Consider the following 24,630-nt stretch of genomic DNA (forward strand, 5'->3'; position numbering starts at 1 on the left):
CGGCGCCTTCGGTGCGATGGTCCTGATGGAGAATGTCTGGCTTCGCTTTGCCCATCATCCGTGCGCCGAGGCGTTTGCTCGCCTGCGGCGTCTGACCTCGACCGAACCGTTCTGATTCTCGATGGACTCGAGTCTGGCAGACTCGGCCGCTTCGCCTGCCCCTTCGGGGTCGAGTCCACCCGGCCCTCCGATGTCGAGCATGGTCAGAAGCGCCATGAGATACGACACCGTACTCTCTGCACCCTGATTCTGACTCGCTTCGTGCGTGCCAAGGCCGTCACGGCAACCGCCGGTCGAAAAGTCATACAGCCGGATGCCAAGTCGGTTGGCCCCGAGGAACCAGTCAAACGACTGGTGCATTCGCCGCAAGTAGCGTCGTTCGCCCGTGGCCAGATACGCGCCGCCGAAGGCCAGTACAAATGCCGCGGCGTCGATGGGCTGCTCATCGGCTTCCGGCGCCTGCTCGCTTCCGCTCCGCGAATGCCACCCTCGATTGCCGACGAGCGTCAGGTGTTCACCTGCAAAGCAGACTTCGTCCAGAAAGCCAAGTGACTCGGTCGCCACTTCGAGGTGCTCGTGCTTGCCGGAAACGCGAAACGTGGTGAAGAGCGCCAGGGGAATGATGGCGTTGTCGTAGGTCAGCTTCGGCTCGAACCACTTCCAGTCATCATCGGCCTCTTGCTGATAACGTTGACACAACTTGTCCGCGAGGGAATCGAGCATGGTGCGGACATGTCCATTCTCGGGCTCGACGCGGAGAATCGCATCCAATCCCATGATGGCCAGCGCCTGCCCGCGGGGCCCGAAGCCCGGCACCGGTGTGACGCCTCGGTCAAACATCTCGTGAGCCAGCCGTCGAGCGCCATCGTCGGGCGCCATGAGTACCGCCGCGCCGAGCGCCCACAAAGCGCGTCCGATGCAGTCTTGCGAGCCGACCTCGGATTCGACCACACGGTTGTAATCGACAAAGTTGTGGAATCCACCGTCCTCGCGCTGGCAGTAGTGCAGAAACCCCAGGTAGACAGGAATCAGTCGCTTGGCAGCTGGTGATCCTGTTACGCGATGGGCAAGCAGGGCAACGAGCAATGCCCGGGCATTGTCGTCGACACAATAACCAGTGCGCCTGGCGGGAATCGAGAACGTTGCGTGCTGGATGATTCCAGTGTCATCCGTCAGCCGCAGCAAGTGGTCGAGGCAAGGCTCGGGTAGACTGGAGTCGCGCATCGCAACTGAATCGAGGTGATTCAGCGACGGCAGAGCGGTATCGCGCAGCACCTGCTCGCCCAGTGTCGCATACGCCTCGCCCACGCGCGACCAGATCATCGAGCGCGTGTAGTCATATGCTGCTTCCCTCAGGCTTCTCAAATCCGAATCGTTCGAAAGCAGTGCGTCGACTGTCTGGGCAAGCGCGATCGAATCGTCAAACGGAAAGAGGCGGCCGCGGCCCTCGGCCAGCAATTCCTGGGCATGCCAGAACGGCGTGCAAACAACTGCAGCGCCAGCGCCCATCGCATACGCTAGCGCACCGCTGGTGATCTGGGCTTCGTTCCGGTACGAGGCGATGTAGATGTCGGCGGCCTGCAGGTACCCGCAGAGTTCTTCCAGGCTCACGAACTGATTTCGAAACACGACGTGCTCAGCCACGCCGAGCGCGTGGGCCTCACGTTCCAGTGCGTGCCGGTATTCCTCACCCTGACGCCGCTTGATCTCTGGATGTGTGGCGCCAACCACAAAGTAGAGCAGGTTTGGAAAGCGTTCCACCAACCGCGGCAGAGCCCGGATGACCGTTTCGACGCCCTTGTTCGGGCTGAGCAGGCCAAACGTGAGCAGAAGGCGCCGGCCGGCAGCACCGACGTGCTCTTTGTGCCCTTCCGTATCATCGCGAGGGAGATCTGGAATGCCATGCGGAATCACCGCCACCTTGTCGGCGGGTACATCGTACGACTGGGTGAGCAGGCGCGCACCCAATTGGCTCATGACGACGAGTCGCCCGCAGCGCCGGGCGATCTCTTCGACGATGCCCCGCTGCATGTTGGATGGCGACTTCAGTACTGTGTGAAGCGTCGCGATCGCCGGGACCCGGATGCGTGAGAGAAAGTCAAGAATATGAACGCCGTCGTCACCTCCAAAGATGCCGTACTCATGCTGAATCGACACCAGCTGGATGTTGCTGTAGTTCACAAATGCCGCCGCGCTCGCGTAATCGCCTTTAACGCCGCGTCGGATTTCGCACCGCACGCACTCCGGGTACGTCTGAGGAGCTGCCGGATCGGTCATCGCCAGGATTGCGGTTCCGACACTCGGGTTGGCGCGGGCGACGGCTCGCGAGAGATCGCTCGTAAACGTTGCAATCCCGCAGAGCCGTGGTGGAAAGGTGCTGAGAAACGCTGTAGTGCGTGTGCGCATAGTAAAGACCGTCGATTCAGATAAGCAAGCGGTGACAAGAGCGCCGCGGCAATTGGCGAGACCCCAGCAGTCTTGCTGAACCAACGGGAAAGGCCGCGAAAAGAGGCGAGGTTCCGGCAAGCGAACGTCCGATTCTCGATGACAGCGCGCGCCTCACACACCGCACGAGTAATCTGGATACCGTGTCTGCGGCGCAACACCGCGCGCCACTGATGCCACGGAGCATCATGCCGGACGCACTGCGTTGCGACGGTATCAAAGCCGGCCACGGCCGTGGACGGACGACGTGTCGATTGTGTCAGCGTCTGCACTACATGGGTTGGTAACTGAACTTCTGTCCTCCGATCGAGGCTTCGTACATCAGACCCGCCTCATCCATCGTAAAGACGGCAACGCCGTCTTTGTATTGGGCATTGGCCCCGGCCCCGGACTTGAGAGCCACCGCAGTGGCTTGTGCATCGAAGCGGAAGTGGCCTTCCTTAAAGCTGGTCACGGCGTCGCGAGTCTGAAAGACGATGATCTCGGTATAGGACTGTCCGCCAAGTTGGAATCCGATCGAGGCTTGCGAGAGGTCGCAGTACCCGACGGGATAGCCCCCTTCGTAGAGAACTCCCTTGCCGTAGGCGCCGCCGACCCCCACGGCGCCCTTGCCGACTGCCGGGAATACTGCATAGCCCGCCGCCGAGTTCAGCGTGGTCGCCAGGCTGGGATCGGACTTCCTCGCCTTGGCCACAGCGACGTTCGCGTCGCTTACGATGTCCGCCTTGCCTTCCGTGGTCTTGGGTGCGGTGGCACACCCGCCAACGAGAGGTAAACCCATGAGGGCAATCAATACATATGTCAGTGTAACAAGCGAGCGCTTCATGATGAGCATCCTTTCGTAGTAGAGCTCTGGCGGGTATCAGCCCGAGGCCATTGGACCGGCTGGGCCAGCGAGAGCAAGACCAAAGTGCACGTGCAGCGGCCCACTGTGTCCTGTGTCGCCGATTGCGCTGCGTGCGTAAAAGCGCCTTATCGTGTTCCCAGGCGACCACCCATCCCCACCAAAACCAGACCTGTAATGGCCGCCGCCGCGCCGCCAACCATGTACCACACTGTGGCGTCGGTGAAGTGACCGGTAAAGAAATTGCTCCACCGGTCAGCAAATGAGTCTGAGGCATTGACTCCGATCACAAAGAGCACAATGCCCGCCACCAGCAGAATGATGCCGACGATTCGTTGAGTACTCACAATAAGCTCCTTTCTCCAGGGCCAGGACGCTCAAAGCGCGGCTTGTACGTCGCCGTGCCAGCACGCGTCATGCATCTGCTCCCGAGCGGCGCCAGTGCGTGCGGTGGGCGCGTGCAGAACCCAGCTCCGTACGGGTGCGAATGGGCGCATGAGCAAAGAGGGCAAGCACCGCTTTGCGCTCCCCGAACTTGCAGAGTGCCCTTGCGTCTGAAGCCGCACTGGGCAAAGCCTCCCTCTGGGCGAGCTTTGCGGCGCACTCTTGCTGGAACAGTTCGTCCACGAGCGCGCCGACAATCTTCATTTCTGCAGCGCGACAGATCTGCCGAACGCGCTTCGGAGTGATCGGCGTGCCGCTTTGGGCCTCGAGGATCTCCGCAATCTGCCGATACGTGTGGATGGCGGACATCGCCGCCTCATGCGTGGTCGTCGGCTGCGTGGCGGTAGCCAGCATCTTAGAATGCACGTGCATCACATCCCTCCCTTATATGTCGCCGGAGTGTCACGGCGCGAGGGTCCGCGAATAGAGTTAAACAGCAGACCACTCTTACGTCGAGCGCCCCAAGGCTCAGAACCCGCTGGGGATGTAACCCATCAACAGCAGGATCAACAGAATCAGCAGGAGCAGTCCCAGACCCCCGCTCGGGAAGTAGCCCCAACTCCGACTGTGGCCCCAGACGGGCAACACGCCCACCAGCAGAAGCACGACGACGATCAGTATGATGAGTCCCATGACAGTTTCCTTTCAAACAGAGGCCTGGATTCCTTCTCACTGGCGCCGGCCGTGCCCCTCCGCACGGCCGGCGCCAGCCCTTCTCCCAATCAATGCGTCAGCCGAGCAGAGCTATGGCCCGTTCGGCCCGAATCGTTGCACCGCGAGGCGAGCGCCTTGCCCGTCGTGACAGAAGCGGGCAAGGCGCCGGCGGCTGACGCCGCCACAGGCTTCGAATTGGCGAGGGGATCGAAATCCGAAACCTCGCCAGCTTCCTGCTTGCCTGCCGACTCGCAATGCTGGGTGGATTCAAACAAGTCGTTGATCAGACGCGCATCGGCGCGCGGACGCCGGCCGTTGAGCACTTCGCTCGGATCGGACGGTACTTCAGATATCTGGTAATTGTGAACCATTTAGTTTCCCCTGTCACGTGATATCAACGAGCGGCGCCTTGGTAAGTTTGAAGTCAGACGTTCCTGTTTCCAGGAACGCCCAACGAGGGGGGGATGCTGGCCCCGGCCATTCAGAAGTTCGCGCGATCACTGACGGCGATTCGATGCCGTCTGGTCGTACGAATTTCCTGGCGCGGGGGTGAGTCTCTGGGAGCGGATGCGGGACACTCCGGAACAATGCAAACATCGGTCGCACTTGCCGTCGCGAAGACTTGCTTTGCGAGCGCAACATGCCGGGGCATCCTGGCGTGGGCCGCTACGAGGACGCTTCCACTTCTGATTGCCGCGTCGTAGCGATCGGACTGGAGCTCGGAAAGGCCCAGGTTGACCAGGGCGCTGCTGATGCTGTCGGCGGCTCCGAAGGCAATGGCCCGCAGCGACGTCATGGTCGGTCCGGCGGCGATGAACGCGCCAAGACGGGGAATGACCAGCAGATCGATGTCGGCGAGCAAGCCCAGCGTCTCGCCCACATCTACGATGGCGCCGGCGTCGATCGCGGCGTGTTGGAAGGCGCCGGCGTTGGCTTCGTCTGCGAAGTTACGACCGCCATGTCCATTTCCATGGAGAAGCACAGAGACGTCGTTGTCGATGAAGCCTCCCTCCTTGAGCCGAGCGACAACCTCATTGGCAATCTGAACAGACGAGACGAGACCGAAGATTGAAGTGGCCACTCGCGGTTTTCCTAGCCCAATGAGTTCGCGGAGTGACTGATCTTGAAAGATGGTTGCCATGATGCTTCTGGATGCCCCCTCGTTTGATTTGCTGATCGCCTCATCGCCGTATGTGAAATACCGGCCGCACGTTGGACTGGAGCGAGCAGATCTCGCCATCGGGTTCCCCTTCGACTGCCGCGTATCAAGTTGCTCACCTCGCGTCTCTCCTGTCCTACTCGTTGTTGTCTCAATCGCCGCTGGTGCCAAAAACAAAAACCGACTCAGTGCAGCACATGAAGTGCGGAACTGAGTCGGTCTACTTTTCGACTGGCCGGTTGCTCGCTCAACCTGCCATTCGCTTAGTCATCCGACGACTGGAGGCGGCAATGTTGCTCGCCTACTTCTACCATAGGAGTATACCTCATAGGGCTGCGATGTCCAGTGTGGAATTGAGTCCCGGCCCACAAATGTCGCGATCAGGAAAACGACCCCGCCCAAACCGTACTGAACCGCCGTATTTAAAGGTCGGCTCCCCCGCATGAAGTCAGGCGGGGGAGCCGTATCGAAAGAACAGACCTTGGGATCGCTACGGAATCATGGCCGCTGCGCGTACTGGTCTGTGATGAGCAGGACTTCAACCTTGCCATCGCGTCGCATCAGAGTGTCGCCAAACGTTCCGATCGTGATTCTCGAGGCGGGAACGCCCGCGGCGATGAGGGCCGTGCGAACGGCGGCGCCTCGGCGCGTCACCAGCGCGGCATTGGCTTCTCCGGCGTTGCCGGATGGGACGGAAGCGTCAATCCCGGCCTGCAGGGACTGATTCTGCTTCATGGCCTCAGCGATGTGAGTGATCTTGCTCGCATCGGCCGGATGAATGACGCTTTTCCCGGAGTCGAACCAGAAGTCGCGGCAGTGCATCCAGGAATCCACCACCGTGTCGGCATTGATGGGAGCCATCTCAGAGTCAATGGGCACGTCGCTGTGCACGAAGACGTCGACCCGGCCGTTGCGACGGAGCGCCGCATTGCTGAAATCCCCGGATCGGATGCTCGCATCGGGAACACCTGCAGTGACCAGTGCAGCCCGGATCGATTCGCCCCGACGGCGAGACAGATCCGCCTGGCGTTGGTCGTCTCGTCCCAGAGCCAGGCCGTTGTCGATGCCGATTTGAATCTGCGGATGTCGTAGAGCGGTTTCGGCGATCTCACTCACCCGGCCCGCGTCGGCGCGATGAATGGCGGTCTGGCCTTCTTCGAACCAGAACTCCCGGAACAGGGTCATGCGATCGTCCATGATCGCCTGCGAATCCCAGTCGCGGGCTGGTTGTTCCCGCACCTGCTCATCCGTTCGCAGCGGCTCGGTCCGGGCGGTCCATTCCCGCGCCTGCGGATCTGTCTTGAGAAGCAATTCAACGCGACCGTCCTGCCGGAGGCCGATGTCGCCGTACGAATCGATGCTGATTCGATCCGCGGGCACGCCCGACTGAATGAGCGCGCTGCGAACTGCAGCGGCACGGTTGCTGCTCAACTCGATGTCCCGAGGCGACGTAGCGCGCGGGTTAGTCGAGGCATCGATTCCGACCTGAAGAGAAGGGTTGCTCCGCAGGTAGGACGCGATTTCGGCGGTCATGCTTCGGTCGGCATCTCGAATGACGGAACTGTCGGCATTGAATTGGAAGTTCCGATAGGAGGTCCAGCGCTCGACGACGCCAACGGGTCCTTGGGGTCCTGTGGGACCGATGGGGCCTGGAGCGCCTACCGCGCCGGATGCGCCAGCCTGCCCAGCGGTGCCGGCTGTGGTTCGTCCCTGGGCGCCGACTTGTCCTGCCTCACCCTGCTCGCCGGAGGCGCCGATCTGGCCGGCACGGCCTGCGGGTCCAACGAGATCGGGTCCTCGTGCGCCCGTCGGGCCGGTCGGTCCGACTGGGCCTTGCTGTCCGGCGACTCCGGCGGCGCCGGCGTGTCCATCGGCACTGGCGCCGCGAACACCCGTCTGCCCGATCGCGCCTGGCGCACCGGCGGGGCCAGTGGCTCCCGTTGCTCCGGTCGGACCGACAACCAGCCCGCCAGCCGGCCCTTGCGCGCCGGCGGGACCTCGGTCTCCGACGGGTCCGGTGGGACCGACGGCGCCCTGGGCACCGGCCACGGCGTAGCCATCTGGGCCGATCTGCCCCACAGGTCCCTGCTGACCTTGGATACCTGTCGCGCCCTCCGCGCCGCGGGGCCCGACAAATTCGATCAGCGGATCCGCCGCCACTTCCCGCGCGGGAGTGCCGCGCTGGGCGTAGCTCGTCGTGGACATGTCGTTCGCTGTGTTGTCCGGGTGACCGCAGTTGCACCCCGCTGCAAAGAGCGCAGCGCCTGTAAGAATTATTCGTTTCATCGTGTTCTCGTACTTTCTGCTTTTGGTAGTATCGGCCATCATCAGGTGGGCGGCAAACGCGGCCACACCACTCATCTTCAACATCTGAATCTATGGGGATCATCGACGTTGCCCGCCAGCCTGGGCGGAGTGAATCAATGACATAGATCAGAAGCATCCCGACTTGATTTCCTCCTTGTGAGACTCTTAAGGCGCTCGATCGACGCCAACTCCTGTCGCTTGAAATCCCGCCGGCACGCCTGCATGGCCGGTCGATCCTCGGCGTTGGCGATGAACTCGCCTTAGCGCCACAGTGCATCCAGCCTCCGGCTGAGTTCGTGGATGAGATCGTGGTCGTGATCGGCGCAGCCCTGGCTTCCGCCGATATGGGCCCATTTCTCGACCGGCTCCACGCTCTCGTTGCCGCGCTGGCTCAGAATGTTGGTGGCATGGTGCGTCCTTTCGCAGTGACATGGCGTTCAGGATCGGGCATGATTGCCTCAGATGGCGCCATGCATGAAGGACCATCCGAGCGGCAACTGACTTCGAACGAAAAAAAAAGCCGACTTGGCCCGGCGCTGAAAACGCGCGGAGTCAAGTCGGCTTACTTTTCTACAGGCCTGTCGCCCTGGCGACCTGCCGTTGGTCTAGTCATCCGAGAGTGGAGTCAATGGCTGTTGCCACCTGCTCCACGGATCAATCAAGCGTACTCCGTGAATCAGAGGAAGCCAGAGAATTCTGGAAACATGGTTCCGCCGGGCATAATCTCTGCCTCGTGATCCGCGAATCCGGACCGGGATCCATCGTGAACCGTGACCGATGCGCGCAGGCCGGCGTATCCGAGCGTTTTTCTACCCGCGGGGAAGAGTGATGAAGACTCAAGGAGAGATTGAGGCCGCCGTCAGCGAGCGCATCAGTCGCTTCGAGCAGGAGTTCATTGGGCGGGGCCCACAGGAGGTTCGCACCTATCTGCTCGACCGATTGGTCGTCATCCGACTGCAGGGCGTCCTGACCGCCGCCGAGAAGCAGCTGGTGAAGTCACTTGCGTCCGACAAGGGGCGGGATCTGCTTAAGCACGTGCGTACGCACCTGGTGGAAATTGCCCGTCCGGAGATGGAGCAACTGATTGAGTCGTGCACCGGCGCGAAGGTTGTCAGCATGCATCACGACATCAGCACCGTGACAGGTGAAGAGGTGTTTCTGTTCGTGTTGGACAGCATGCCGAGGCTGCGCGAAGTGAAGGCCAGGTGAACAGCGACCCCGCCACGCCGTTCACGCATCGCCAGGAGCGCTGTTGCGGCCGCTTCAGCTGTCATCCGCATCCCTGACCCTGTACGGCGGCGCCTGGCTCAGGGAGAAGACCACCACCTCCTCGCCGGTGACGCTGCTGATGTCGTGATGCATGCTGACGACCTTGGCGCCCGTGATGACCTGAATCATCGAGGAGATCTGCTTCTGAGCGGTTTCGATCAGCAGCGTTCTCACCTGCTTGAGCAGATCCCGCCCCTGCCCAACGGAACGCGTTTCGACCATGCGCTGTTCCGCCGCAGTCAAGACGCCCTGAAGGCGGACGACCAGCAGGTCCCCGATGAGGTGCGCGTGGACATCGCTTGGACCTCTTCCAATGTACTCCTGCTCGAACTGGCACATCCCGCGGCACACAGCGCCCTCGATCTCGCCCCGCGTCCTGTGCGATGCGCGCTCCGCGTCGGTCGCCCCGGAGTGGGCTCCTCGTGAATGCCGGGTCGCGCGATCCCTCGATTCCCCGGCGCACAGCACCGTCACAACCAGCCTCTCCAGGGACTGGCGCTCGAATGGCTTTTGCATCTGCGGGGCGTCGGCCAGGTCGGCGCGAAGTTGTCCCGCATCGTAACCGGACATGATGATGAATGGAATGTCGCGCTCGCGAAGGATGTCAACCACCGGATAGGCGTATTGGCCGTGGAGATTGAGATCGAGCAGCACTCCATCCAGTCGCTCACGCCGGCAGATGTCCTCCGCTTCCGCCAGGCGCGCCGCCGTGGCGATCACCACGCAGCCAAGCTCTTCAAGCAGCGATTTCAACGCCATCGCCACCATGCCGACATCCTCGACGACGAGCACGCGCAGCCCGCCCAGCGATTTGGCGCGGTCAGTCTCGACCGCCAGGCACTTGACTTCCACGGGCGGCTTCTTTGTCGTCTTCATGGCTCTCTCCTTTCACGATCGGGAACTCAATGGTGCATTGCAGTCCCGACGACAAGAACTGCAGGTCTACTGTGCCGGCCAGATCATGTGTGATGCTGCTTTCAATCAAGAGCGATCCGAAGCCGCGCTTTCCGACAGAAGTGATCGGCGGGCCGCCTGACTCGACCCACCTGATGCGGGCATGCGAATGGCTTTCCTGATCAATGCGCTCCCACCGTACGGCAATCGTTCCGGTTTCGTTCGACAGGGCGCCGTACTTTACGGCGTTCGTGACCAGTTCATGAAATACGAGTTCCAGGGCAATGGCCGATCCACGCGAGACCACGAGATGGCCACCCCCGATGATAATGCGAGGTGAAGCCTTGCCGACATAGGGGTCGAGTTCCCTATTAATCATCGCACTCAGTTCGACTCCTTCGTCGCCGGGCTGGGTCAGCAGTGAATGCGCGCGGGCCAGTGCGGCCAATCTCGGCTCGAACTCGGCAAGAAACTCCGGCAGCGAGGCGCAGCGCTGGCCCAGCGCCTGGATGATCGCCTGCACCGTGGCCAGCGTGTTCTTGATGCGGTGACTCAACTCGTGCATCAGCCGCTCACGCTGCCGCTCGCCTTTTTTGTGCTCGGTGATCTCCACAAACGTGACCACAACGCCATCGATCCGGTTTTCAGCCGTCCGATACGGCAGCACGCGGCGGATATACGACTGCCCCTGTTCGCTGTCGACTTCCGCCTCGACGGGAACGAGTGTTTCAAGCACCTTCTTCGATGCCGGCTCAAGTTCCGAACCAGTCACGATCGACGCCAGGTCGCTGATCGGACGGCCGATGTCCGATGGAATCAGCCGAAGCACCTGTTTGATCGCCGGCGTAAACCAGCGAATGCGGCAGGAGGTGTCCAGGAACAGCGTCGCCACTTCGGTGCTGGCCAGAAGATTGTTCAGATCGTTGTTCGTCTGCTCCACCGCCTCAACCTTGCTTCGCAATTCGTTATTGAGGGTGTTGAGTTCTTCGTTGAGCGACTGCAACTCTTCTTTGGACGTTTCCAGCTCTTCGTTCGCGGATTGAAGTTCTTCGTTGATCGAGAGCATCTCTTCGTTGGATGTGCTGTACTCCTCGATAAGGCGGTCATACTGCTCCGACACTTCGCGAAGATCCTGCCGCGTCACGCGCAGTTCCTCTTCCAGGTGATCGACGGTCTGGCCGGATTGGCCGCGGCCGTCGTCATCTGCAGACTCCCGCGTCGCCGCATCCGCCGGCGCCGTCGGCTCTTCGAAGCTGACGAGCAGCAACGGCGACTCGTCGCGCGACCGGCTGATCGGGCTGACGGTCAGTGTCACTGGCCGTCGCCGCTCGCCTTCCTTGAGGTAGGCGTTCGTTGTCGTCGCGGATCGTCGCTCACTGTTCGCCTCGAGAATCGCATGGCGCAGCGGAGGCCTGAGCCCCGGCGACACGAGCGCCAGCAGGTCGCGCGTCGGCTTGCCGCCCGGCTGTGAGAGATACCGCGAGGTGTTGCCGTGATACACCAGCACCTGATGATCCGCGTCGATCACCACCGAAGGCGGGGCGTACCGATCCAGCAGTGCCCGATGCGCCATCGTCTGATATTCATCACGCTCGGGATGAAAACCCCTCGGCTGGCCCGGGGGCCTGCGCCGCTGATCCGTCACCGAAAACCTCGGAAAGTCAAACCGCCCGGCGTGGACCACCCGGCGAGAGCGGAAGATGCGCCACGGGGCCGAGAGCGGCTCGAACAGCTCCCCCTGCATGCCGATCGTCTCCGCGCTGCCCAGAAACAGCGTTCCCCCGTCGCGCAGCGCGAAATTGAACATCCCCAGTATCCTGCGCTGCGTGTCCGGCTCGATGTAGATCAGCAGGTTGCGGCAGATGATCATGTCCATCCGTGAAAAAGGGGGATCCCTGATCACGTTATGCCGGGCGAAGACAATCATGTCGCGCAGGTTCTTTTTCACCTCATAGTGCGAATCGCGGGCGATGAAAAACCTCGTCAGCCGCTCCTGAGACACCTGCGCCGCGATCGTGTCCGGATACACACCAGCCCGTGCGACTTCGAGACTGTCTGACACGTCAGTCGCGAAGACCTGCGGCTTGATGTGCTTACCAGAGCGATCGATCGCCTCCGCCAGAATCATGGCGATCGTGTACGCCTCTTCACCCGTGGCGCAGCCGGCCGACCAGACTCGAATCTCCTCTCCGTTCTCGCGCCGGGCCACCAGCGGCTCGACGACCTGTTTGTTCAGTTCCTCCCAAGCCTTCGGATCGCGGAAAAAACTCGAAACATTGATCATCAGATCGCGATACAGCGCCGCGGCCTCCGTCGGATCGTCGCGCACGATTCTCGCATACGAATCGAAATCATCAACGTTGCGCAGGCTCATGCGACGCTGCGTGCGCCGCAGCAGCGTCGGCCGCTTGTAGTCCGCGAAGTCGTAATCGAACTGACTGTGCAGGAGGCTGAGAATACTCTGCAGCGTGGCGGAGTCATCATCGGATTCGTCCGCACCTGATTTCCCTCCATCCGGTTCGCGGCCGCGTTCCGCGATGCAATCCACACGCGGCCGCGCCGCCAGTCTCTGCAAGACCTCGGGCATCTCCGCGATGGGCAGGACGAGATCCACCAGCCCGGTGCTGATCGCATTGCGCGGCATGCCGTCGTACTCCGCCGTCTCCGGGTCCTGCACGATCACCATGCCGCCTTCGGTCTTGATCGCGGAGATGCCGCGCGACCCGTCCGACGCCGTGCCGGAGAGAATGATCGCAATCGCGCAATCGCCGTACTCCGACGCCATCGAGTCATAGAGCCGATCGATCGGTCTCCGCTGGCTTCGCTCCGCTTCGGTGTCGAGCAAGCGCAGATGACCGTCCTTCACGACCAGGTCGCGATTGGGAATACACACGTAAACATGATTCGGCTCAATCGCCAGCCCGTCCTGCGCCGGCCGCACCCTCAGCGATGTGTGCCGCGAGAGGAGATCGACGAGATGGCTTTCGCTCTTCGGGTCGAGGTGTTGAACGACGATGAATGCCATGCCCTCAAGAGAGGATCCAGCGTCGAATAGCGCCATCATCGCATCCAGCCCGCCGGCTGATGCGCCAATCGCTACGACGGGGAAGGTTTGAGGGATGGTCGAGATGTAGCCACTCCCGTTCGGTGCGCAGTGCGAGACAGATAAACGACCGCTCTGGAACAGATTCTAGTCGAGCCGGCGTCGAATGGCGGAGCGGGATGATCTGGACCAGGCCAACGTGCCGGATTCAACGCCACTCCATGTCTGATTCGCCGCTTAACGTGCGGTCGGTCCCATGCCGACCAAAATCTTCTTGCAAACGCGTTGCCCCTTCATCGGATCGGCGTTACGAGGATCGGCGCTCGCGTTCGCTGATGTGCGGTTAGTGCACCTTTACTGCATCCGTTAATGGCGAGGGAGCTGCGGAGATTGCCCTTGTACCAGTAGACTTTACTGAGGGCTTTCATGAGCGCGACGATGGCGGCGGGCGAGAGTCGTCTCGACATGAGGAGCTGAACGACAGCGGGACGCTGGAGCGCGCGAACACACTTGTCGCCGCGGACTCTCACCCACCGCAAGTACACGCCGACGCGTTTGCTCAGGCCCTTGGCGATCCTGCTGCCTTCTGCTCGGCAGCCGCCACCAGTCCCTTCATCATCCCGCGAAAGACGATCCCGTGCAGCGGGAGCACCGAGTACCAATACGCGATCCCCAGCAGGCCGCGCGGGCGGAACCGCGCGGTCATCACCAACCGAGCACCGAAACCGGCGGCCGGCGCGGGTTCGACCTCGAAGCTCAGCGTGGCGATGCCCGGGAGCTTCATTTCGGCGGTCAGCACCAGCCGGCGCGGCGGCTCGATCCCGGTGACACGCCAGAAGTCCAAAGCATCACCCAGATGCAGCTCGTGCGCGCTCCTTCGGCCACGGCGCAGGCCCGGCCCGCCCATGAGCCGGTCCATGATTCCCCGCAGACTCCATGCCGCGGAGCGAGATGAGACCCTCAGAAGTGCGGGACTCACGCTCGTGAAACCCGTGACACGTTCCGCCAAAGGGAGTCGTGCACGGTCAGGGCGCTTCGCCGAACTTTCGCGTGAACAGCGACAGTTGTTCGACCAAGTCGCGTACCAAGTGCATGACGAGGCGACCCTCTTAACTTTCACCGTGTCGTCAATGCGCGATTGGCTGGAACCGCCCCTAACCGAGTTGGCCGATGACGCGCTGAGGCGCCATTTGGACGTTCTCGTGGCCCGAGGACTGGTGAAGCTCGTTAGCCGACCAGCCGGGGAGGTGACCGGTAGTCCGATTGAAGAGTACCACGGAACCGGGTACGGCAACATGTACTATCTTGTTTGCGAGCAGACGACGGACGAGCAGCAATCCGACCTCGCTCGAATGGACGAGCTGGCTCGCTTGGCACAAGTCACGGAATCGTGGGCAAAGGCGACAGGGAACTGGTCCGATCAAAGAGGGTCGTGGAGCGATGAAGGCAAGGAGCCACGTGAGTGAGACTGCGATACCTTCACTTGCCGGACTACGGTGTGCTGCGAGACCTCAAGGTGGAGTTTCGCGACGAGACGATCCTCAGCCGCAAGGGCTCACTGCAGTTCGTCGTCGGTCTGAACGGTACGGGCAAGAGCAGTTTGTTGCGGGCCGTCTACGAGACATTCCGATGGCTCGAAGCTGAACGCGTCCCACCGTTTCCGGTGGCTCTCGTGTATGAATTACAACGAGACAACGAGCGAGCCATGGTGATGTTCCGCCATCTGTGCCGGACGGCAAGCGAAGCCGCGTTTGCTGTCATTCCAGAAGGCTGGGAATTGTGGGAAGCCTGCACATCGGACAAGTCCGCCATTGACTGGGACGAGGTCCTCGAATCAGTTGACGGCGACGATGTACGGGACTCCGACCATTGGGCACAGATTGTAAATGGGGATCGACTGTCGGGAAACCAATTGGTGAGGCAATATCTTCCGTCGTCAATTGTGGCGTACACATCAGGTGACCTGGATGCGTGGGAGAAGGTGCGTCAAGTAGATTTGTCAGATGTCGATTTGTCGTATGCCACATATGACGGGTTGAGTGACGATCAAGACCGACCGCGAGGATGGACTCTTGAACGGGAGATGAACTCCCCAGAGGTCGCCATTAACAAATCCGAGCGATCCGCGATTCAATCACGAACGAGTCCGGCCGACCGTGGTACTGACGGCAAATGCATTTTGCTGGAGCCACAGGACTTGAAGCTGGCTGCCATCTCCGCCGGACTGATTGTGGCGGTACGCGAGTTGGCCGACGTTGCTGCAATCTCGTCACCAGAGAGTTGGCGAAGTGCCTTGCGGACGGCCGTGGCTCAACAGCTGAAAGGAGAGCGCCCGGCCGAAAAGGATGCACGCACGCTCTTGAATGAGATTGACTGGTGGTGGCCAACACACTTGAGCATCACTTACCGCCCACCATCCCAGCAACTCAACTCGGAGTGGCTAGCACAGTGGATGGCCCTAACGGCACTGGCTGATGAAGTCATTCGACAACCGCTGGGACGGTTGCAGATGGTCATACACCTTGGACGGTCCGAGAGGAGAATCGAACCAGATATTCGGGGAGTGTCTGCCGGCAATCGTGTGCCAGAGCCGCTGCGGGAGATCGTCGATCGCGTGGACGGTTCGTCTTCTGGAGCCGAGGCCGTAGTGCGAGTACTGAGCACCGTTTCGAAGCAGTCAACGGATTGGAATGATCGAGCGTTGTGGGACGTATTCCGCGCCCTTCACGCATGGCGGGCAGCCGGCCTGATCGAGGAAATCACCGTCACCGTGATGCGTACCACCCAGATGATCGCACACGACGGTCAGTTGGACGATGTGATTCTGACTTGGGATGACTTTAGCGATGGAGAGCGCATGCTGCTGGGGCGAATGGCGCTATTGCTGCTACTACGCGAGCGCGACGGGAGCCTGCTTCTGCTTGACGAACCGGAGACTCACTTCAATGACTCCTGGAAGCGGGAGATTATCGACATCATCGATGACAACGTTTTGAAGACCACCGCGGCTCAAGTGATGGTTGCTACGCACACGAGCATCGCGCTGACCGATGCATTCGCCAGTGAGATTGTCCGTCTGACTCGAGAGAATGGCCAAGCCGTACTTGATCCCGTCTCCTTCTCAACATTCGGTGCAGAGCCAGGTCGCGTGATGCTGCACGTCTTTGGAATGCAGGCATCGATCGGATCGCGAGCGGAGCAGGCACTACGCGCATACCTCGGACAGAAGTGGGATGCTCAGAACCGAAATGAACTGGAGCGATTGCTTCTAGCGATTGGCGGCGGGTGGCCGCGAGCAAGACTGCAACAGATCCTCGACGAGATGCGTGATGCTTCACCCGGTTCCTGATTCAGCCGTTCGCAAGAACATGCTACGGATTGTCGTGCTTCAGCGGCGTCTCGTCCGGCAATTGTGTGCGCTACCAGAGGGCTCAACCATTGATCTTCAGTGGCTGGAGAACGTTGCATGGCCGAACGCTGATCACGATTGGATTCAGAGGTTTTGGACGAACGATGGTGGCCAGAGACAAGCGTTGCTCGGAACCATTGCGAGTGCCGATCAAGGACCAAAGCAGGAGTTTCTCGCCGTGATGCGGGAACAGCACGCATTTCGGCACTGCTACACGGAGAATGCAGCAGTTCGTCTTCGCAAGACGGACAGAAGCTACTGGACGCAATCGCCAGTCCATGAAGCGATAAAGCGACTAATGCTCGCTTTCGACGATCCATGGCTCAACAAGTCGCTCGGCTATCCAGCGTCGATACAAGGCGCGCCAGAGAAGCTCACCAAGGAGTTGTACGTACGTACGCCACGTGCAAGAGTTTGCCCGTATTGCGACGGTGAACTACAGAGCATCGAAGTAGACCATTTTCTGCCAAAGAGTGCATTTCCATTTCTGTCCGTCCATCCCGACAATCTGGTTCCCTCCTGCCATGAGTCCAACAAGGGAGATCACAAGGGCGATAAAGTGCCTCTCGATTGGGATGAAGAGGATCAAACATCGCAGTGGTTCCATCCACGTCTACGAACGGCAAGCAACCGATTTGTGGTCGACTTCGTAGAGAAGACTGATCGGACGCTGGGGATAGGGCTTTCGGCGATTGAGGCAGCCGAGGCAAAGCGTGTTGAGAATCTGGACGGATTGTTCCGTTTGTCTGAATACTGGGGCGCTGCCATCATGGACGATATCCAGACGATTCAGCGGACTGTTGTCGACTCCCTCAGTGCTGCGACTCAAGCAGTTAGCGCCAGCATTGTCATCGAGCAGTTCGAACTCCTGGCCAAGCAGGAATCAGCGTGGATTGGCAAGCGCGCTCGCGCCATCTACTACAGTGAACTGTACAGATTTGCAGCTGCAAACGGGGCGATAATCGAGGACACGCTGTTGCAACTCGACGAAGACCGGAGGCGCTTGGGGATCAAGTCTGCCGTACCTCCAGCGATAAACTGAGTCGAGATGCGATTCGGCTCCACGTTTCAATTCAGGGCTAGAGGACTGGCCGGATGACCCCATGGCTGGCGGTCGACAGTCCCAACTGGCCCCGGATCAGACTGCCACGATCGTTATGGCGAGGAGTGGTTGCCTGTGATGCCTTCAATGGCCTCTGTGTTGAGCGAGATGCGCACGGCAAACCCTTTGCGATTGACAATGCAGAGATCATCCAAGAGAATCACAGTACCGAGAATACACCGTCTCGCCTGATCGCGCGTCGAACTGGAATGCACTCCCCGATTTGCGAGGTCGAGCAGCCGATCAACGCACGCTGCAGCATGTTCAAGATTCGCTTCAATCATCCGCGCATCTGTCTGTTCGACTTGGCACTCCTCCAGGTACTTCAGCAATCGGTTCTTGAATGAGGCCTTGTCGAGCTTCCGCTCATTTGGAGCCGACGCTTTGGGAGGAAAGAGGCAGTCTGCGGCGTACTCGATAAGCCGCCGACAGCCCAGTGCGACGCTGGTGAACTGCTCATCGACTCTCGCTGTTTCAAATCCACGAAGTGTTGCCCATAAGCGTTCGTGGACGTCGGGCATGGCGTCTCTAATGCGAACAAGAGAGGAATCAACTACCCCATCGAATAGTTCGACCATTGAGCCTCGGCACTCGGCTGATTTGAGTTTTGCATCGCAACCGCTGTGCCGATCAAAGATCGTAAACTTGGCTGACACATCCTCGTAATCGACTGGATCAAAGCCTACCCGTTGAAGCAGTTCAAGGAGCCACGGCTGCTTTGAGTCCGGAGAAAGTCCGTCCCAAGTTACGTACGCAGCCTTGCCATCAACTCGGAGCATAGCCATGAGCTGGTATCCAGCAAGATGAGAGGGCAGGCGTTCGTCGACTTGAAGTGCGCCCAGGTACAAGTCCGGCAACGCTTTCGATGCAGCGCTGTGAAGTTGCAGGGCTTGGCGAGGCTCGATCGTCTCGAAGAGCGTGCAGTAGACGTGGCTGGAAGAGACAACTTCGACAGCTCGCGGCAAGAGACCAAACCAGCAGAATGGTTGTGGCGTTAGCCACTCGCGAGTAAGCGATTCCAGTGTTTCCAGGTTCGTTTTGCTCGTGGTGGTGCGGCCCCGGTGGACTAGCTCTTCGGCACCCGTGTGAATGAGAAGCGATCCTCCGTAGAGTCTGGACCGGATCTTGAGGTCGCGGCGTCTTCCGTGCTTGAGCAAGAACTCAATTGCGCTGGCGCCGCTATCCAGAGCGTTTTCATCAAAGTGAAAGCAGACTTGCATGGTGAAGGGTATTCTTCTGGCCGATCGGCTCACAAGGCCTCTGACGATCGCCCTTGAGACCGGATCGTCTCAGGTCGCCCTCCTCTTGGCAATTCACGCGGCGGCTGCAAGCGGCTCGCCCGGGGTGGCGGCTGCATTGACGGCGCCACACGGATGCCCCGCTTGACCCAAGTCGAGCCCCAGCCTCCAACTGGCGCCACCGGTCGGCACCGGCTGCCGGCTCGCCACGTCGCACGTCCGTGCACCAGACTCGGCACGCCCAGACAAGCCCAGGCAAGCCCAAACACGCCCAGCCCTCTTTCGGCGCAAGACAAAGGCCAGCCCTAAGTGACTGGCCTTCATCATCTTACGAAAGTAGTGGGAGCGCAATAGTGTTCGCGACGCCGCGACAGGGGAAGAGAGACACGAGAGGGACGGGGCGGTTTCCACAGTTGCAAATGGCAGAGGGAAGCCATCGTCGCGACCCAAGATGGCGCACGTCGCGAACCGATGGAGCCGCGGCCTAGGCTCAGATCGACACACGGCCCGTCAGGCGGCAGGCATCTGGTCAAAGTTCACGCACGTTCAACCGTTAGCAGCGATCACAATCTGGGCACAGGCCCGTTAGCCTACCATGATGCAGTCGCTTGGATGAATTGAGGGATCACGCATTTCATGGCGCAGAAGACGTTCTGGCAAATGGTGTTATGGTCGGCGGCGCTAGGCGCGGTGGTTGGACTGTTCTGTGCGGGGTTTCTCGTGATCTGGCACGGGCTGGATCGATTAATCTGGGAGCAATGGCTTTCGAGCGGTGTCGATCGCATCTGGTTCAGCACGCTTGTGGGGTTGATGGTCGGGCTGATTCTCAAGTTGCTTTCCGATCCCGGAAGCATGGCGACGATCATCTATCACTTTCACAAGTCAGGCGAGTTGCCCATGAAGGACAACCTGCCCATCCAGCCCGTATCGATCATCGGACTCGTCGCGGGGCAAAGCGCGGGCCCAGAGGGCGCGCTTACACAAGCAGGAGGATCGTTCGGTGCGTGGTTTGCGAAACTCATCAAGTTGCCTGCGCTCAAACGGGTGCTCACACTGGCGGGAATGGGCGCGGGCTTTGGAGCCTTTCTAGGTGCGCCGGTGGGCGGCGCGCTGTTGTGGCTGGAGATGCTGCATACCCGGGGCCTGGAGTATTACGAGGCGATTGTTCCGACGCTGGTGTGCAGTTGTGTGGCGTTCCTGACGATGACGGTCACCATCGGACACGGCATCGTTCAACCATGGCACGTGACGATCACAACAGCGGGCGCATCGTTGTGGTGGACGCCGCTGGCGGCTGCGGGGGTCGGGTTGGCCTGCGGCCCGGTGGCCAAGGCGTACTCGCTGCTGTTTGGCGCGCTGGGCAGACTGGTCAAGCGCTCGAGACTGCCCCTGGTGGCACAGACGACTCTGGCTGGATTGATCATCGGGCTGTTGGGCTACTTTGTCCCACTAAGTTACTTCTATGGCAGCACCCAGATTCCACAGGTGATGCAGCTGCAGGGGGCGACGGCGATAGCGCTGGTGGTGTTGCTGCTTGCGAAGATGTGCGCCGCGTCGGTGACGATTCGCGGCCACTGGCAGGGAGGTCTGATCATTCCGCACATATTCATGGGCGCGGTGCTGGGGAAGATCATTGCGATGGCTGTGCCTGGGATGGATCCGACACTCATCATGGTTTGCAGCATGGCGGCGTTCAACTCTGCTGCGACACAAACACCGCTTGCATCTGCATTGATTGTCCTGGCGTTGACCGGCTGCGGCGAACCCGTGCCGGTGTTTCTGGCAAGCGTCGTTGGGTTCCTGGCGGGTCAGGGAATCGTTTTGATTGAGAACAAGCAGTCGCGGACCGAAGGGTCGATCTATCACCTGCAGCCAGCGGAGGCGCAGTTGGTGCCCTAGCAGCGTCGGCGCTCTTTTCCAGGCGTCAAGAATTCGTGTGGGCAAGGGGAGAATCGACCGATGCGCGCCATACCGATTCGGTTTGACTTCTCAAAGGCCCGTCTCATGCTGAGTTTGTCCAGTTCCGCCAGCGATCGCTCGTCTCGCGGCACGGTGGTTCGGAAAACAGCTGCAATTCCAGTGCCTCAAATCTCTTGGCCCTAAGTCTTCTTCCCATCTCAAGGGGATGAGCCAAGGTCTGGGGGGCCGGCAGCGGGGCCCCCCGCAACCGACTCACGACGTCAGCGAATCCAGACAATTCCTTGAGGTCCTCTCTCCCAATACCGGGCAATCCGATTGAGCGGGCGTTGGTCGTCTCACGGTGCCGCATCGGACGCCGAAGTGCCGACTCCAAGTTGGAGTGCGCGCAGGTCGGGGCGGTGGCTCACGTCGGGGGTCTCAGTCACCCATTGGATGTTGAGTATCCCACCGGGGAAGGCATATCCGGTCTGCCGAAAGGCGAGTTCAGCCAGGCAGAAGCTCCAACCCTCGAACCAATGACTCGCCTGGTCGCGTTGCAACTCGGACCCCGTACACACCACGAGGAGATCAATGTCGCTCCCGGGCCCGGCGTTGCCGCCCTCGGTACTCCCGCCCAGAAAAAGAGCGGAGATTCCATATCGCTCAGCATCGAGCAAGGCCGCCAATCTCTGGGCGTAGTGTTCGCGCCACCGCCAATGGACGCCGTCTGCTGTGGCTCGTTCTCCGAGCAACTCGGTATGCTTCCACTCAAGGTACTCCCCAAGTCGATGCGCGATGCTGTGCAGGAGCTGCCTCTCTTCGTCGAGGAACGCCGTGGATTCATCATCGATGGCCGACGCATCGGAGACTTCGACGCAACCCACGACGATCCCCCCGAGGCGGATCGGTGCGGTGATCGACTGGCCCGATGAGGAGAAGCCGGGTCCAACGTAACTGCGACCGAGATACTCAATTCTTGCACTGGTGGACTCGGGCCGTTGCCAGCCTTCCGGTATCGCCTCCAACACGGTCAGGAAGGTGCGCGGGGGAGTCTGGCCGCGCTGGGAGACCATTTCATGGATGCGGTACAGACACCGCAGTTCTTTGGCGCGTTCTCGCAACGCATCGATATCTTCGCTGGGCATGGTGAACCTCGGCTGAAAAACTCCACGTGGTGGGCTCGGCCACGGGTTGGCGCCGCTCGCGACCTCACTCCTGATCATTCCTGATCGGACGATCGGGCCTGCTCTGGTGATGCGCCGCCGCTCGCTCGTGCATCGTACTGCCCCGCATTAACCAGCGTGGGCCGGACCCAATCGTATCCGAACTGCGTGTCAGCGGGTCGGTGCGTGATTGAGAGTGGGGGTGGTTCACCGCCCGGTCGATCTGTCCGGGTCCTTGCCAAGGGCCTTGAGCAATGTGAGCCGGGGCTCGGCGAGGTCAGCGATCGTTTTTGTGTTCAAGACTTCGAGGAAGGCTCCGCTCGCATCTTCGAGAAGTCGCTCGAGCCGGCACGGTCCGTGCAGAGGACACGCCCCGTGCTCCCGGAGACATTCGGCGAGAGCCATGTCCGGTTCGAGGAAGCGAATCACATCTCCGACGCGCACCGATGCGGGATCGGCCGTGAGGGCCACACCCCCGCCTCGCCCTCGGGTGGTGCGCACAACGCCGAGTTCGCCGAGGCTCTGGACCACCTTGACGAGGTGGTGGTAAGAGACCGAGAACCGCTCCGCCATCTCCACCACCGTGGCCTGGCGTCCCGAAGCCGCCAGAAACATCAGCACTCTCAGGGCGAAATCGCTTCGATCGGCCAGACGCATGGTTTGATCTCCAGATGGTGGACAGATGGCACGTGGACTGTATAATGGTATATCAGATACCACAAATAAAAGGAAACTCTGACCATGCTTTTTCCGGTCCACCCTGATATCGCCCGCCAGCGGCGCGAGACGGCGCCCGCGCAGTACAAAGCGTTCCAGGAATTCTCCAGGCAGGTGTTTGCGGATGGGGTGCTGGACGCCAAGACAAAGCAGTTGATCGCGCTGGCGGTCGCGCATGTGACGCAGTGTCCATACTGCATCGAGGGGCACGCGAAACTGGCGGCCCGCGCCGGGGTGACGCCTGAGGAAATGATGGAAGCCATCTGGGTTGCGGCCGAGATGCGCGCCGGTGCCGTCTACGCCCACTCGGCCATCGCGCTTGAGGCGATCGCTGCGACCCCAAAGGCAAAGGATGGTGCGCCGTGAGTGCGATGGCCGGTCAATCAGAACCGACCAACGCCAGCGCTGATCCCCTGGCCTCGTTTGAAGTCAGTCGCGCCACGTGGCCTGTTGAAGCGGTCGACCTCGACGTCATTCGGACCGTCGTCGACTCTTTCTACGAGTCGATTCGCAGCGATTTGATTCTGGGTCCGATTTTTCGTGATCACATTTCGAACTGGCCCGCCCATCTCGCAATCATGTACCGGTTCTGGTCCACGATCGTCAACTTCACCGGCCAGTACTCCGGCAATCCGCTTTTGGTGCACGCCCGCCTTCCCCATCTGGCGGAGGCTCACTTTGTCCGCTGGCTTGAACTGTGGTCGGAGACGGTCGAGAAGTTCGTGGCGACTTCCGATCAATCGAGGTTTGTGCATCCGGCCGTTCGCGTGGCCCGGCGGATGATGGCGGTTTGCCTGCCCTCGGCGGGCTGATGGGCTCGGTGGGGACGATCTTCGATTTTTCTGGAGTCGTTCTGTAACCAATCCGGCGCCCGGCACTCAGTGTTTGTAGGAGGTCTACACCATGACCAATACAAACAGTCTTTCGTCGATCTACGTTCCGCTTCGCCTGACCTACGGCCTGGTGCCCATTGTGGCGGGGCTGGATAAGTTCACCAACCTGCTGACCGACTGGTCAAAGTACCTGCCGCACTTTGTCGCGAATGTGTTGCCATTTGATGCATCGACGTTCATGCTGATCGTCGGAGTGATCGAAATCGTTGCGGGACTGGTCGTCCTTACCAAACTGACCCGATTGGGCGCGTTTGTGGTAATGGCGTGGCTGGTGCTGATTGCCATTGCGGTCGCCAGTTCGGGCTTCCTGGACATCGCCGTTCGCGACCTGGTGATGGCGCTTGGAGCGTACACCCTTGGCGCGGTCGCTGGGATTCGCGGCGAGCCCTGGGTGCCGGGAATGGCCGCGCCTCAGAAAGGCCATGCGCATGCTCCCGCACACTGAGTTGCGCCCTGACACGCGATTCAATGAGTCGCCCACTTCAGCCCGACCTGATCGCCTGAAGTGGGCTCTCACGGACGAGGAAGTCGTCGGCCGAGTTCTGGCGGGTGATCTTCCCTCGTTCGAGATCATTGTGCGGCGGTACAACCAGCGCCTCTTTCGAATTGCGCGAAGCATGACCGGGGAGGACAGCGAGGCGGAGGATGTCGTCCAGGAAACATACGTTCGGGCTTTCGAGCATCTCTCACAGTTTGAGGGACGGGCGAAGTTCTCAACATGGCTGACGCGAATTGGCATCTACGAAGCATCGTCGCGCCGGCGCCGGCGCCGGCGGATGCGGCCGACGGATATGCAAGGATTGAACGGCTCGGACGAGCCGCAGAGCGAACAGAGCGATGACGCGGGGCGGAGGTCGAGTATGCGTGAGTTGCGCGACGTTCTTGTGGAGGCAGTGGAGTCGCTGCCGGACGACCTTCGAACCGTGTTCGTGCTTCGCGCAGTCGAAGGCGTGGGCACGGCCGAGGCGGCGGACTGTCTCGACCTGACGGAATCGAACGTCAAGGTGCGTCTTCACCGCGCGCGCGCCATGCTGCGGAACTGGATCGACGCCCGAATCGGGAAAGATGTTCGCCGCCTCTATCAATTCGACGGCGAGCGCTGTGATCGAATCGTCACGACAGTGCTCAATCGACTCTCGCCGTGAGAGGC

23 protein-coding genes are annotated in these 24,630 nt (G+C 60.7%); 9 read left to right on the forward strand and 14 right to left on the reverse strand.

Going from position 1 to position 24,630, the window contains the following annotated elements:
* Positions 1-54 precede the first annotated feature (54 nt).
* From IT430_04185 to IT430_04220, 8 genes are all read right to left on the reverse strand, one after another.
* Complete coding sequence (locus IT430_04185; protein ID MCC6907119.1) at positions 55-2,406, reverse strand: glycosyltransferase; 2,352 nt, start codon at positions 2,404-2,406, stop codon at positions 55-57.
* Positions 2,407-2,716: 310 nt separating this feature from the next.
* Entirely contained in the window at positions 2,717-3,271 is a 555-nt protein-coding gene (locus IT430_04190) for a hypothetical protein (protein ID MCC6907120.1), read from the reverse strand.
* 146 nt (positions 3,272-3,417) lie between these two features.
* A complete protein-coding gene (locus IT430_04195; GenBank protein ID MCC6907121.1) occupies positions 3,418-3,636 on the reverse strand; it encodes a DUF3185 family protein in 219 nt (72 codons plus the stop codon).
* 67 nt (positions 3,637-3,703) lie between these two features.
* Complete coding sequence (locus IT430_04200) at positions 3,704-4,042, reverse strand: hypothetical protein (GenBank protein MCC6907122.1); 339 nt, start codon at positions 4,040-4,042, stop codon at positions 3,704-3,706.
* Positions 4,043-4,201: 159 nt separating this feature from the next.
* Positions 4,202-4,366, reverse strand: coding sequence for a DUF3309 domain-containing protein (locus IT430_04205; GenBank protein MCC6907123.1), 165 nt, complete (start codon positions 4,364-4,366; stop codon positions 4,202-4,204).
* A gap of 89 nt (positions 4,367-4,455) precedes the next feature.
* Positions 4,456-4,758: a hypothetical protein gene (locus tag IT430_04210; protein ID MCC6907124.1), complete on the reverse strand. Its 303-nt coding sequence runs from the start codon at positions 4,756-4,758 to the stop codon at positions 4,456-4,458.
* A gap of 110 nt (positions 4,759-4,868) precedes the next feature.
* The gene (locus IT430_04215; GenBank protein MCC6907125.1) at positions 4,869-5,468 is read right to left on the reverse strand and encodes a hypothetical protein; all 600 of its coding nucleotides are present in this window, start codon (positions 5,466-5,468) and stop codon (positions 4,869-4,871) included.
* A gap of 576 nt (positions 5,469-6,044) precedes the next feature.
* Positions 6,045-7,832 carry an OmpA family protein gene (locus tag IT430_04220; GenBank protein ID MCC6907126.1) on the reverse strand — a complete coding sequence of 596 codons (1,788 nt, stop codon included), beginning with the start codon at positions 7,830-7,832 and terminating at the stop codon, positions 6,045-6,047.
* Positions 7,833-8,149: 317 nt separating this feature from the next.
* Between IT430_04220 and IT430_04225 the strand changes: the two genes are divergently transcribed.
* Entirely contained in the window at positions 8,150-8,590 is a 441-nt protein-coding gene (locus tag IT430_04225) for a hypothetical protein (protein MCC6907127.1), read from the forward strand.
* Between the two features lie 88 nt (positions 8,591-8,678).
* Complete coding sequence (locus IT430_04230; GenBank protein MCC6907128.1) at positions 8,679-9,062, forward strand: DUF2294 domain-containing protein; 384 nt, start codon at positions 8,679-8,681, stop codon at positions 9,060-9,062.
* 54 nt (positions 9,063-9,116) lie between these two features.
* Here IT430_04230 and IT430_04235 read toward each other — a convergent pair whose 3' ends face one another.
* The 3 genes from IT430_04235 to IT430_04245 all read right to left on the reverse strand — a co-directional run bounded on the left by IT430_04235 (position 9,117) and on the right by IT430_04245 (position 14,038).
* Entirely contained in the window at positions 9,117-9,998 is an 882-nt protein-coding gene (locus tag IT430_04235; protein MCC6907129.1) for a DUF2294 family protein, read from the reverse strand.
* Complete coding sequence (locus tag IT430_04240) at positions 9,943-13,077, reverse strand: PAS domain-containing protein (protein ID MCC6907130.1); 3,135 nt, start codon at positions 13,075-13,077, stop codon at positions 9,943-9,945. The genes IT430_04235 and IT430_04240 overlap by 56 nt, the downstream gene beginning before the upstream one ends.
* Before the next feature lie 541 nt (positions 13,078-13,618).
* On the reverse strand, positions 13,619-14,038 hold the full coding sequence (locus IT430_04245) for a DUF2867 domain-containing protein (GenBank protein ID MCC6907131.1): 420 nt from the start codon (positions 14,036-14,038) through the stop codon (positions 13,619-13,621).
* A 483-nt stretch (positions 14,039-14,521) separates the two neighbouring features.
* Between IT430_04245 and IT430_04250 the strand changes: the two genes are divergently transcribed.
* Both IT430_04250 and IT430_04255 read left to right on the forward strand, forming a co-directional pair.
* Positions 14,522-16,408, forward strand: coding sequence for an AAA family ATPase (locus IT430_04250; protein ID MCC6907132.1), 1,887 nt, complete (start codon positions 14,522-14,524; stop codon positions 16,406-16,408).
* Positions 16,389-17,510, forward strand: coding sequence for a hypothetical protein (locus IT430_04255; GenBank protein ID MCC6907133.1), 1,122 nt, complete (start codon positions 16,389-16,391; stop codon positions 17,508-17,510). The genes IT430_04250 and IT430_04255 overlap by 20 nt, the downstream gene beginning before the upstream one ends.
* Before the next feature lie 113 nt (positions 17,511-17,623).
* On the opposite strand, the gene IT430_04260 is transcribed toward IT430_04255, so the two are convergent.
* Positions 17,624-18,790 (reverse strand): hypothetical protein, encoded by a 1,167-nt coding sequence (locus tag IT430_04260; GenBank protein ID MCC6907134.1) that lies wholly within the window; start codon positions 18,788-18,790, stop codon positions 17,624-17,626.
* Between the two features lie 654 nt (positions 18,791-19,444).
* On the opposite strand from IT430_04260, the gene IT430_04265 reads away from it, so the two are divergent.
* The gene (locus IT430_04265) at positions 19,445-20,707 is read left to right on the forward strand and encodes a chloride channel protein (GenBank protein ID MCC6907135.1); all 1,263 of its coding nucleotides are present in this window, start codon (positions 19,445-19,447) and stop codon (positions 20,705-20,707) included.
* A 356-nt stretch (positions 20,708-21,063) separates the two neighbouring features.
* On the opposite strand, the gene IT430_04270 is transcribed toward IT430_04265, so the two are convergent.
* Both IT430_04270 and IT430_04275 read right to left on the reverse strand, forming a co-directional pair.
* Positions 21,064-21,852: a nucleotidyltransferase domain-containing protein gene (locus IT430_04270; protein MCC6907136.1), complete on the reverse strand. Its 789-nt coding sequence runs from the start codon at positions 21,850-21,852 to the stop codon at positions 21,064-21,066.
* A 225-nt stretch (positions 21,853-22,077) separates the two neighbouring features.
* The gene (locus IT430_04275; protein MCC6907137.1) at positions 22,078-22,527 is read right to left on the reverse strand and encodes an Rrf2 family transcriptional regulator; all 450 of its coding nucleotides are present in this window, start codon (positions 22,525-22,527) and stop codon (positions 22,078-22,080) included.
* 84 nt (positions 22,528-22,611) lie between these two features.
* Between IT430_04275 and IT430_04280 the strand changes: the two genes are divergently transcribed.
* From IT430_04280 to IT430_04295, 4 genes are all read left to right on the forward strand, one after another.
* Positions 22,612-22,953 carry a carboxymuconolactone decarboxylase family protein gene (locus IT430_04280; protein MCC6907138.1) on the forward strand — a complete coding sequence of 114 codons (342 nt, stop codon included), beginning with the start codon at positions 22,612-22,614 and terminating at the stop codon, positions 22,951-22,953.
* Positions 22,950-23,399, forward strand: a complete 450-nt coding sequence (locus IT430_04285) for a group III truncated hemoglobin (protein MCC6907139.1) — start codon at positions 22,950-22,952, stop codon at positions 23,397-23,399. Before IT430_04280 ends, IT430_04285 begins: the two co-directional genes overlap by 4 nt.
* 91 nt (positions 23,400-23,490) lie before the next feature.
* Positions 23,491-23,925, forward strand: a complete 435-nt coding sequence (locus IT430_04290) for a DoxX family membrane protein (protein MCC6907140.1) — start codon at positions 23,491-23,493, stop codon at positions 23,923-23,925.
* A complete protein-coding gene (locus tag IT430_04295; GenBank protein MCC6907141.1) occupies positions 23,909-24,625 on the forward strand; it encodes an RNA polymerase sigma factor in 717 nt (238 codons plus the stop codon). The genes IT430_04290 and IT430_04295 overlap by 17 nt, the downstream gene beginning before the upstream one ends.
* Positions 24,626-24,630: the final 5 nt, after the last annotated feature.

The sequence above is a fragment of the Phycisphaerales bacterium genome, assembly GCA_020852515.1.
GTDB lineage: Bacteria > Planctomycetota > Phycisphaerae > Phycisphaerales > UBA5793 > UBA5793.

Excerpts from the sequence above, each read along its gene's own strand:
- IT430_04185 (MCC6907119.1), bottom strand. The coding sequence starts at position 2,406 with ATGCGCACACGCACTACAGCGTTTCTCAGCACCTTTCCACCACGGCTC.
- IT430_04270 (MCC6907136.1), bottom strand. The coding sequence starts at position 21,852 with ATGCCCAGCGAAGATATCGATGCGTTGCGAGAACGCGCCAAAGAACTG.
- IT430_04265 (MCC6907135.1), top strand. The coding sequence starts at position 19,445 with ATGGCGCAGAAGACGTTCTGGCAAATGGTGTTATGGTCGGCGGCGCTA.
- IT430_04190 (MCC6907120.1), bottom strand. The coding sequence starts at position 3,271 with ATGAAGCGCTCGCTTGTTACACTGACATATGTATTGATTGCCCTCATG.
- IT430_04280 (MCC6907138.1), top strand. The coding sequence starts at position 22,612 with ATGCTTTTTCCGGTCCACCCTGATATCGCCCGCCAGCGGCGCGAGACG.
- IT430_04220 (MCC6907126.1), bottom strand. The coding sequence starts at position 7,832 with ATGAAACGAATAATTCTTACAGGCGCTGCGCTCTTTGCAGCGGGGTGC.
- IT430_04295 (MCC6907141.1), top strand. The coding sequence starts at position 23,909 with ATGCTCCCGCACACTGAGTTGCGCCCTGACACGCGATTCAATGAGTCG.
- IT430_04210 (MCC6907124.1), bottom strand. The coding sequence starts at position 4,758 with ATGGTTCACAATTACCAGATATCTGAAGTACCGTCCGATCCGAGCGAA.
- IT430_04240 (MCC6907130.1), bottom strand. The coding sequence starts at position 13,077 with ATGGCGCTATTCGACGCTGGATCCTCTCTTGAGGGCATGGCATTCATC.
- IT430_04255 (MCC6907133.1), top strand. The coding sequence starts at position 16,389 with ATGCTTCACCCGGTTCCTGATTCAGCCGTTCGCAAGAACATGCTACGG.
- IT430_04200 (MCC6907122.1), bottom strand. The coding sequence starts at position 4,042 with ATGTCCGCCATCCACACGTATCGGCAGATTGCGGAGATCCTCGAGGCC.
- IT430_04275 (MCC6907137.1), bottom strand. The coding sequence starts at position 22,527 with ATGCGTCTGGCCGATCGAAGCGATTTCGCCCTGAGAGTGCTGATGTTT.
- IT430_04205 (MCC6907123.1), bottom strand. The coding sequence starts at position 4,366 with ATGGGACTCATCATACTGATCGTCGTCGTGCTTCTGCTGGTGGGCGTG.
- IT430_04290 (MCC6907140.1), top strand. The coding sequence starts at position 23,491 with ATGACCAATACAAACAGTCTTTCGTCGATCTACGTTCCGCTTCGCCTG.
- IT430_04235 (MCC6907129.1), bottom strand. The coding sequence starts at position 9,998 with ATGAAGACGACAAAGAAGCCGCCCGTGGAAGTCAAGTGCCTGGCGGTC.
- IT430_04260 (MCC6907134.1), bottom strand. The coding sequence starts at position 18,790 with ATGCAAGTCTGCTTTCACTTTGATGAAAACGCTCTGGATAGCGGCGCC.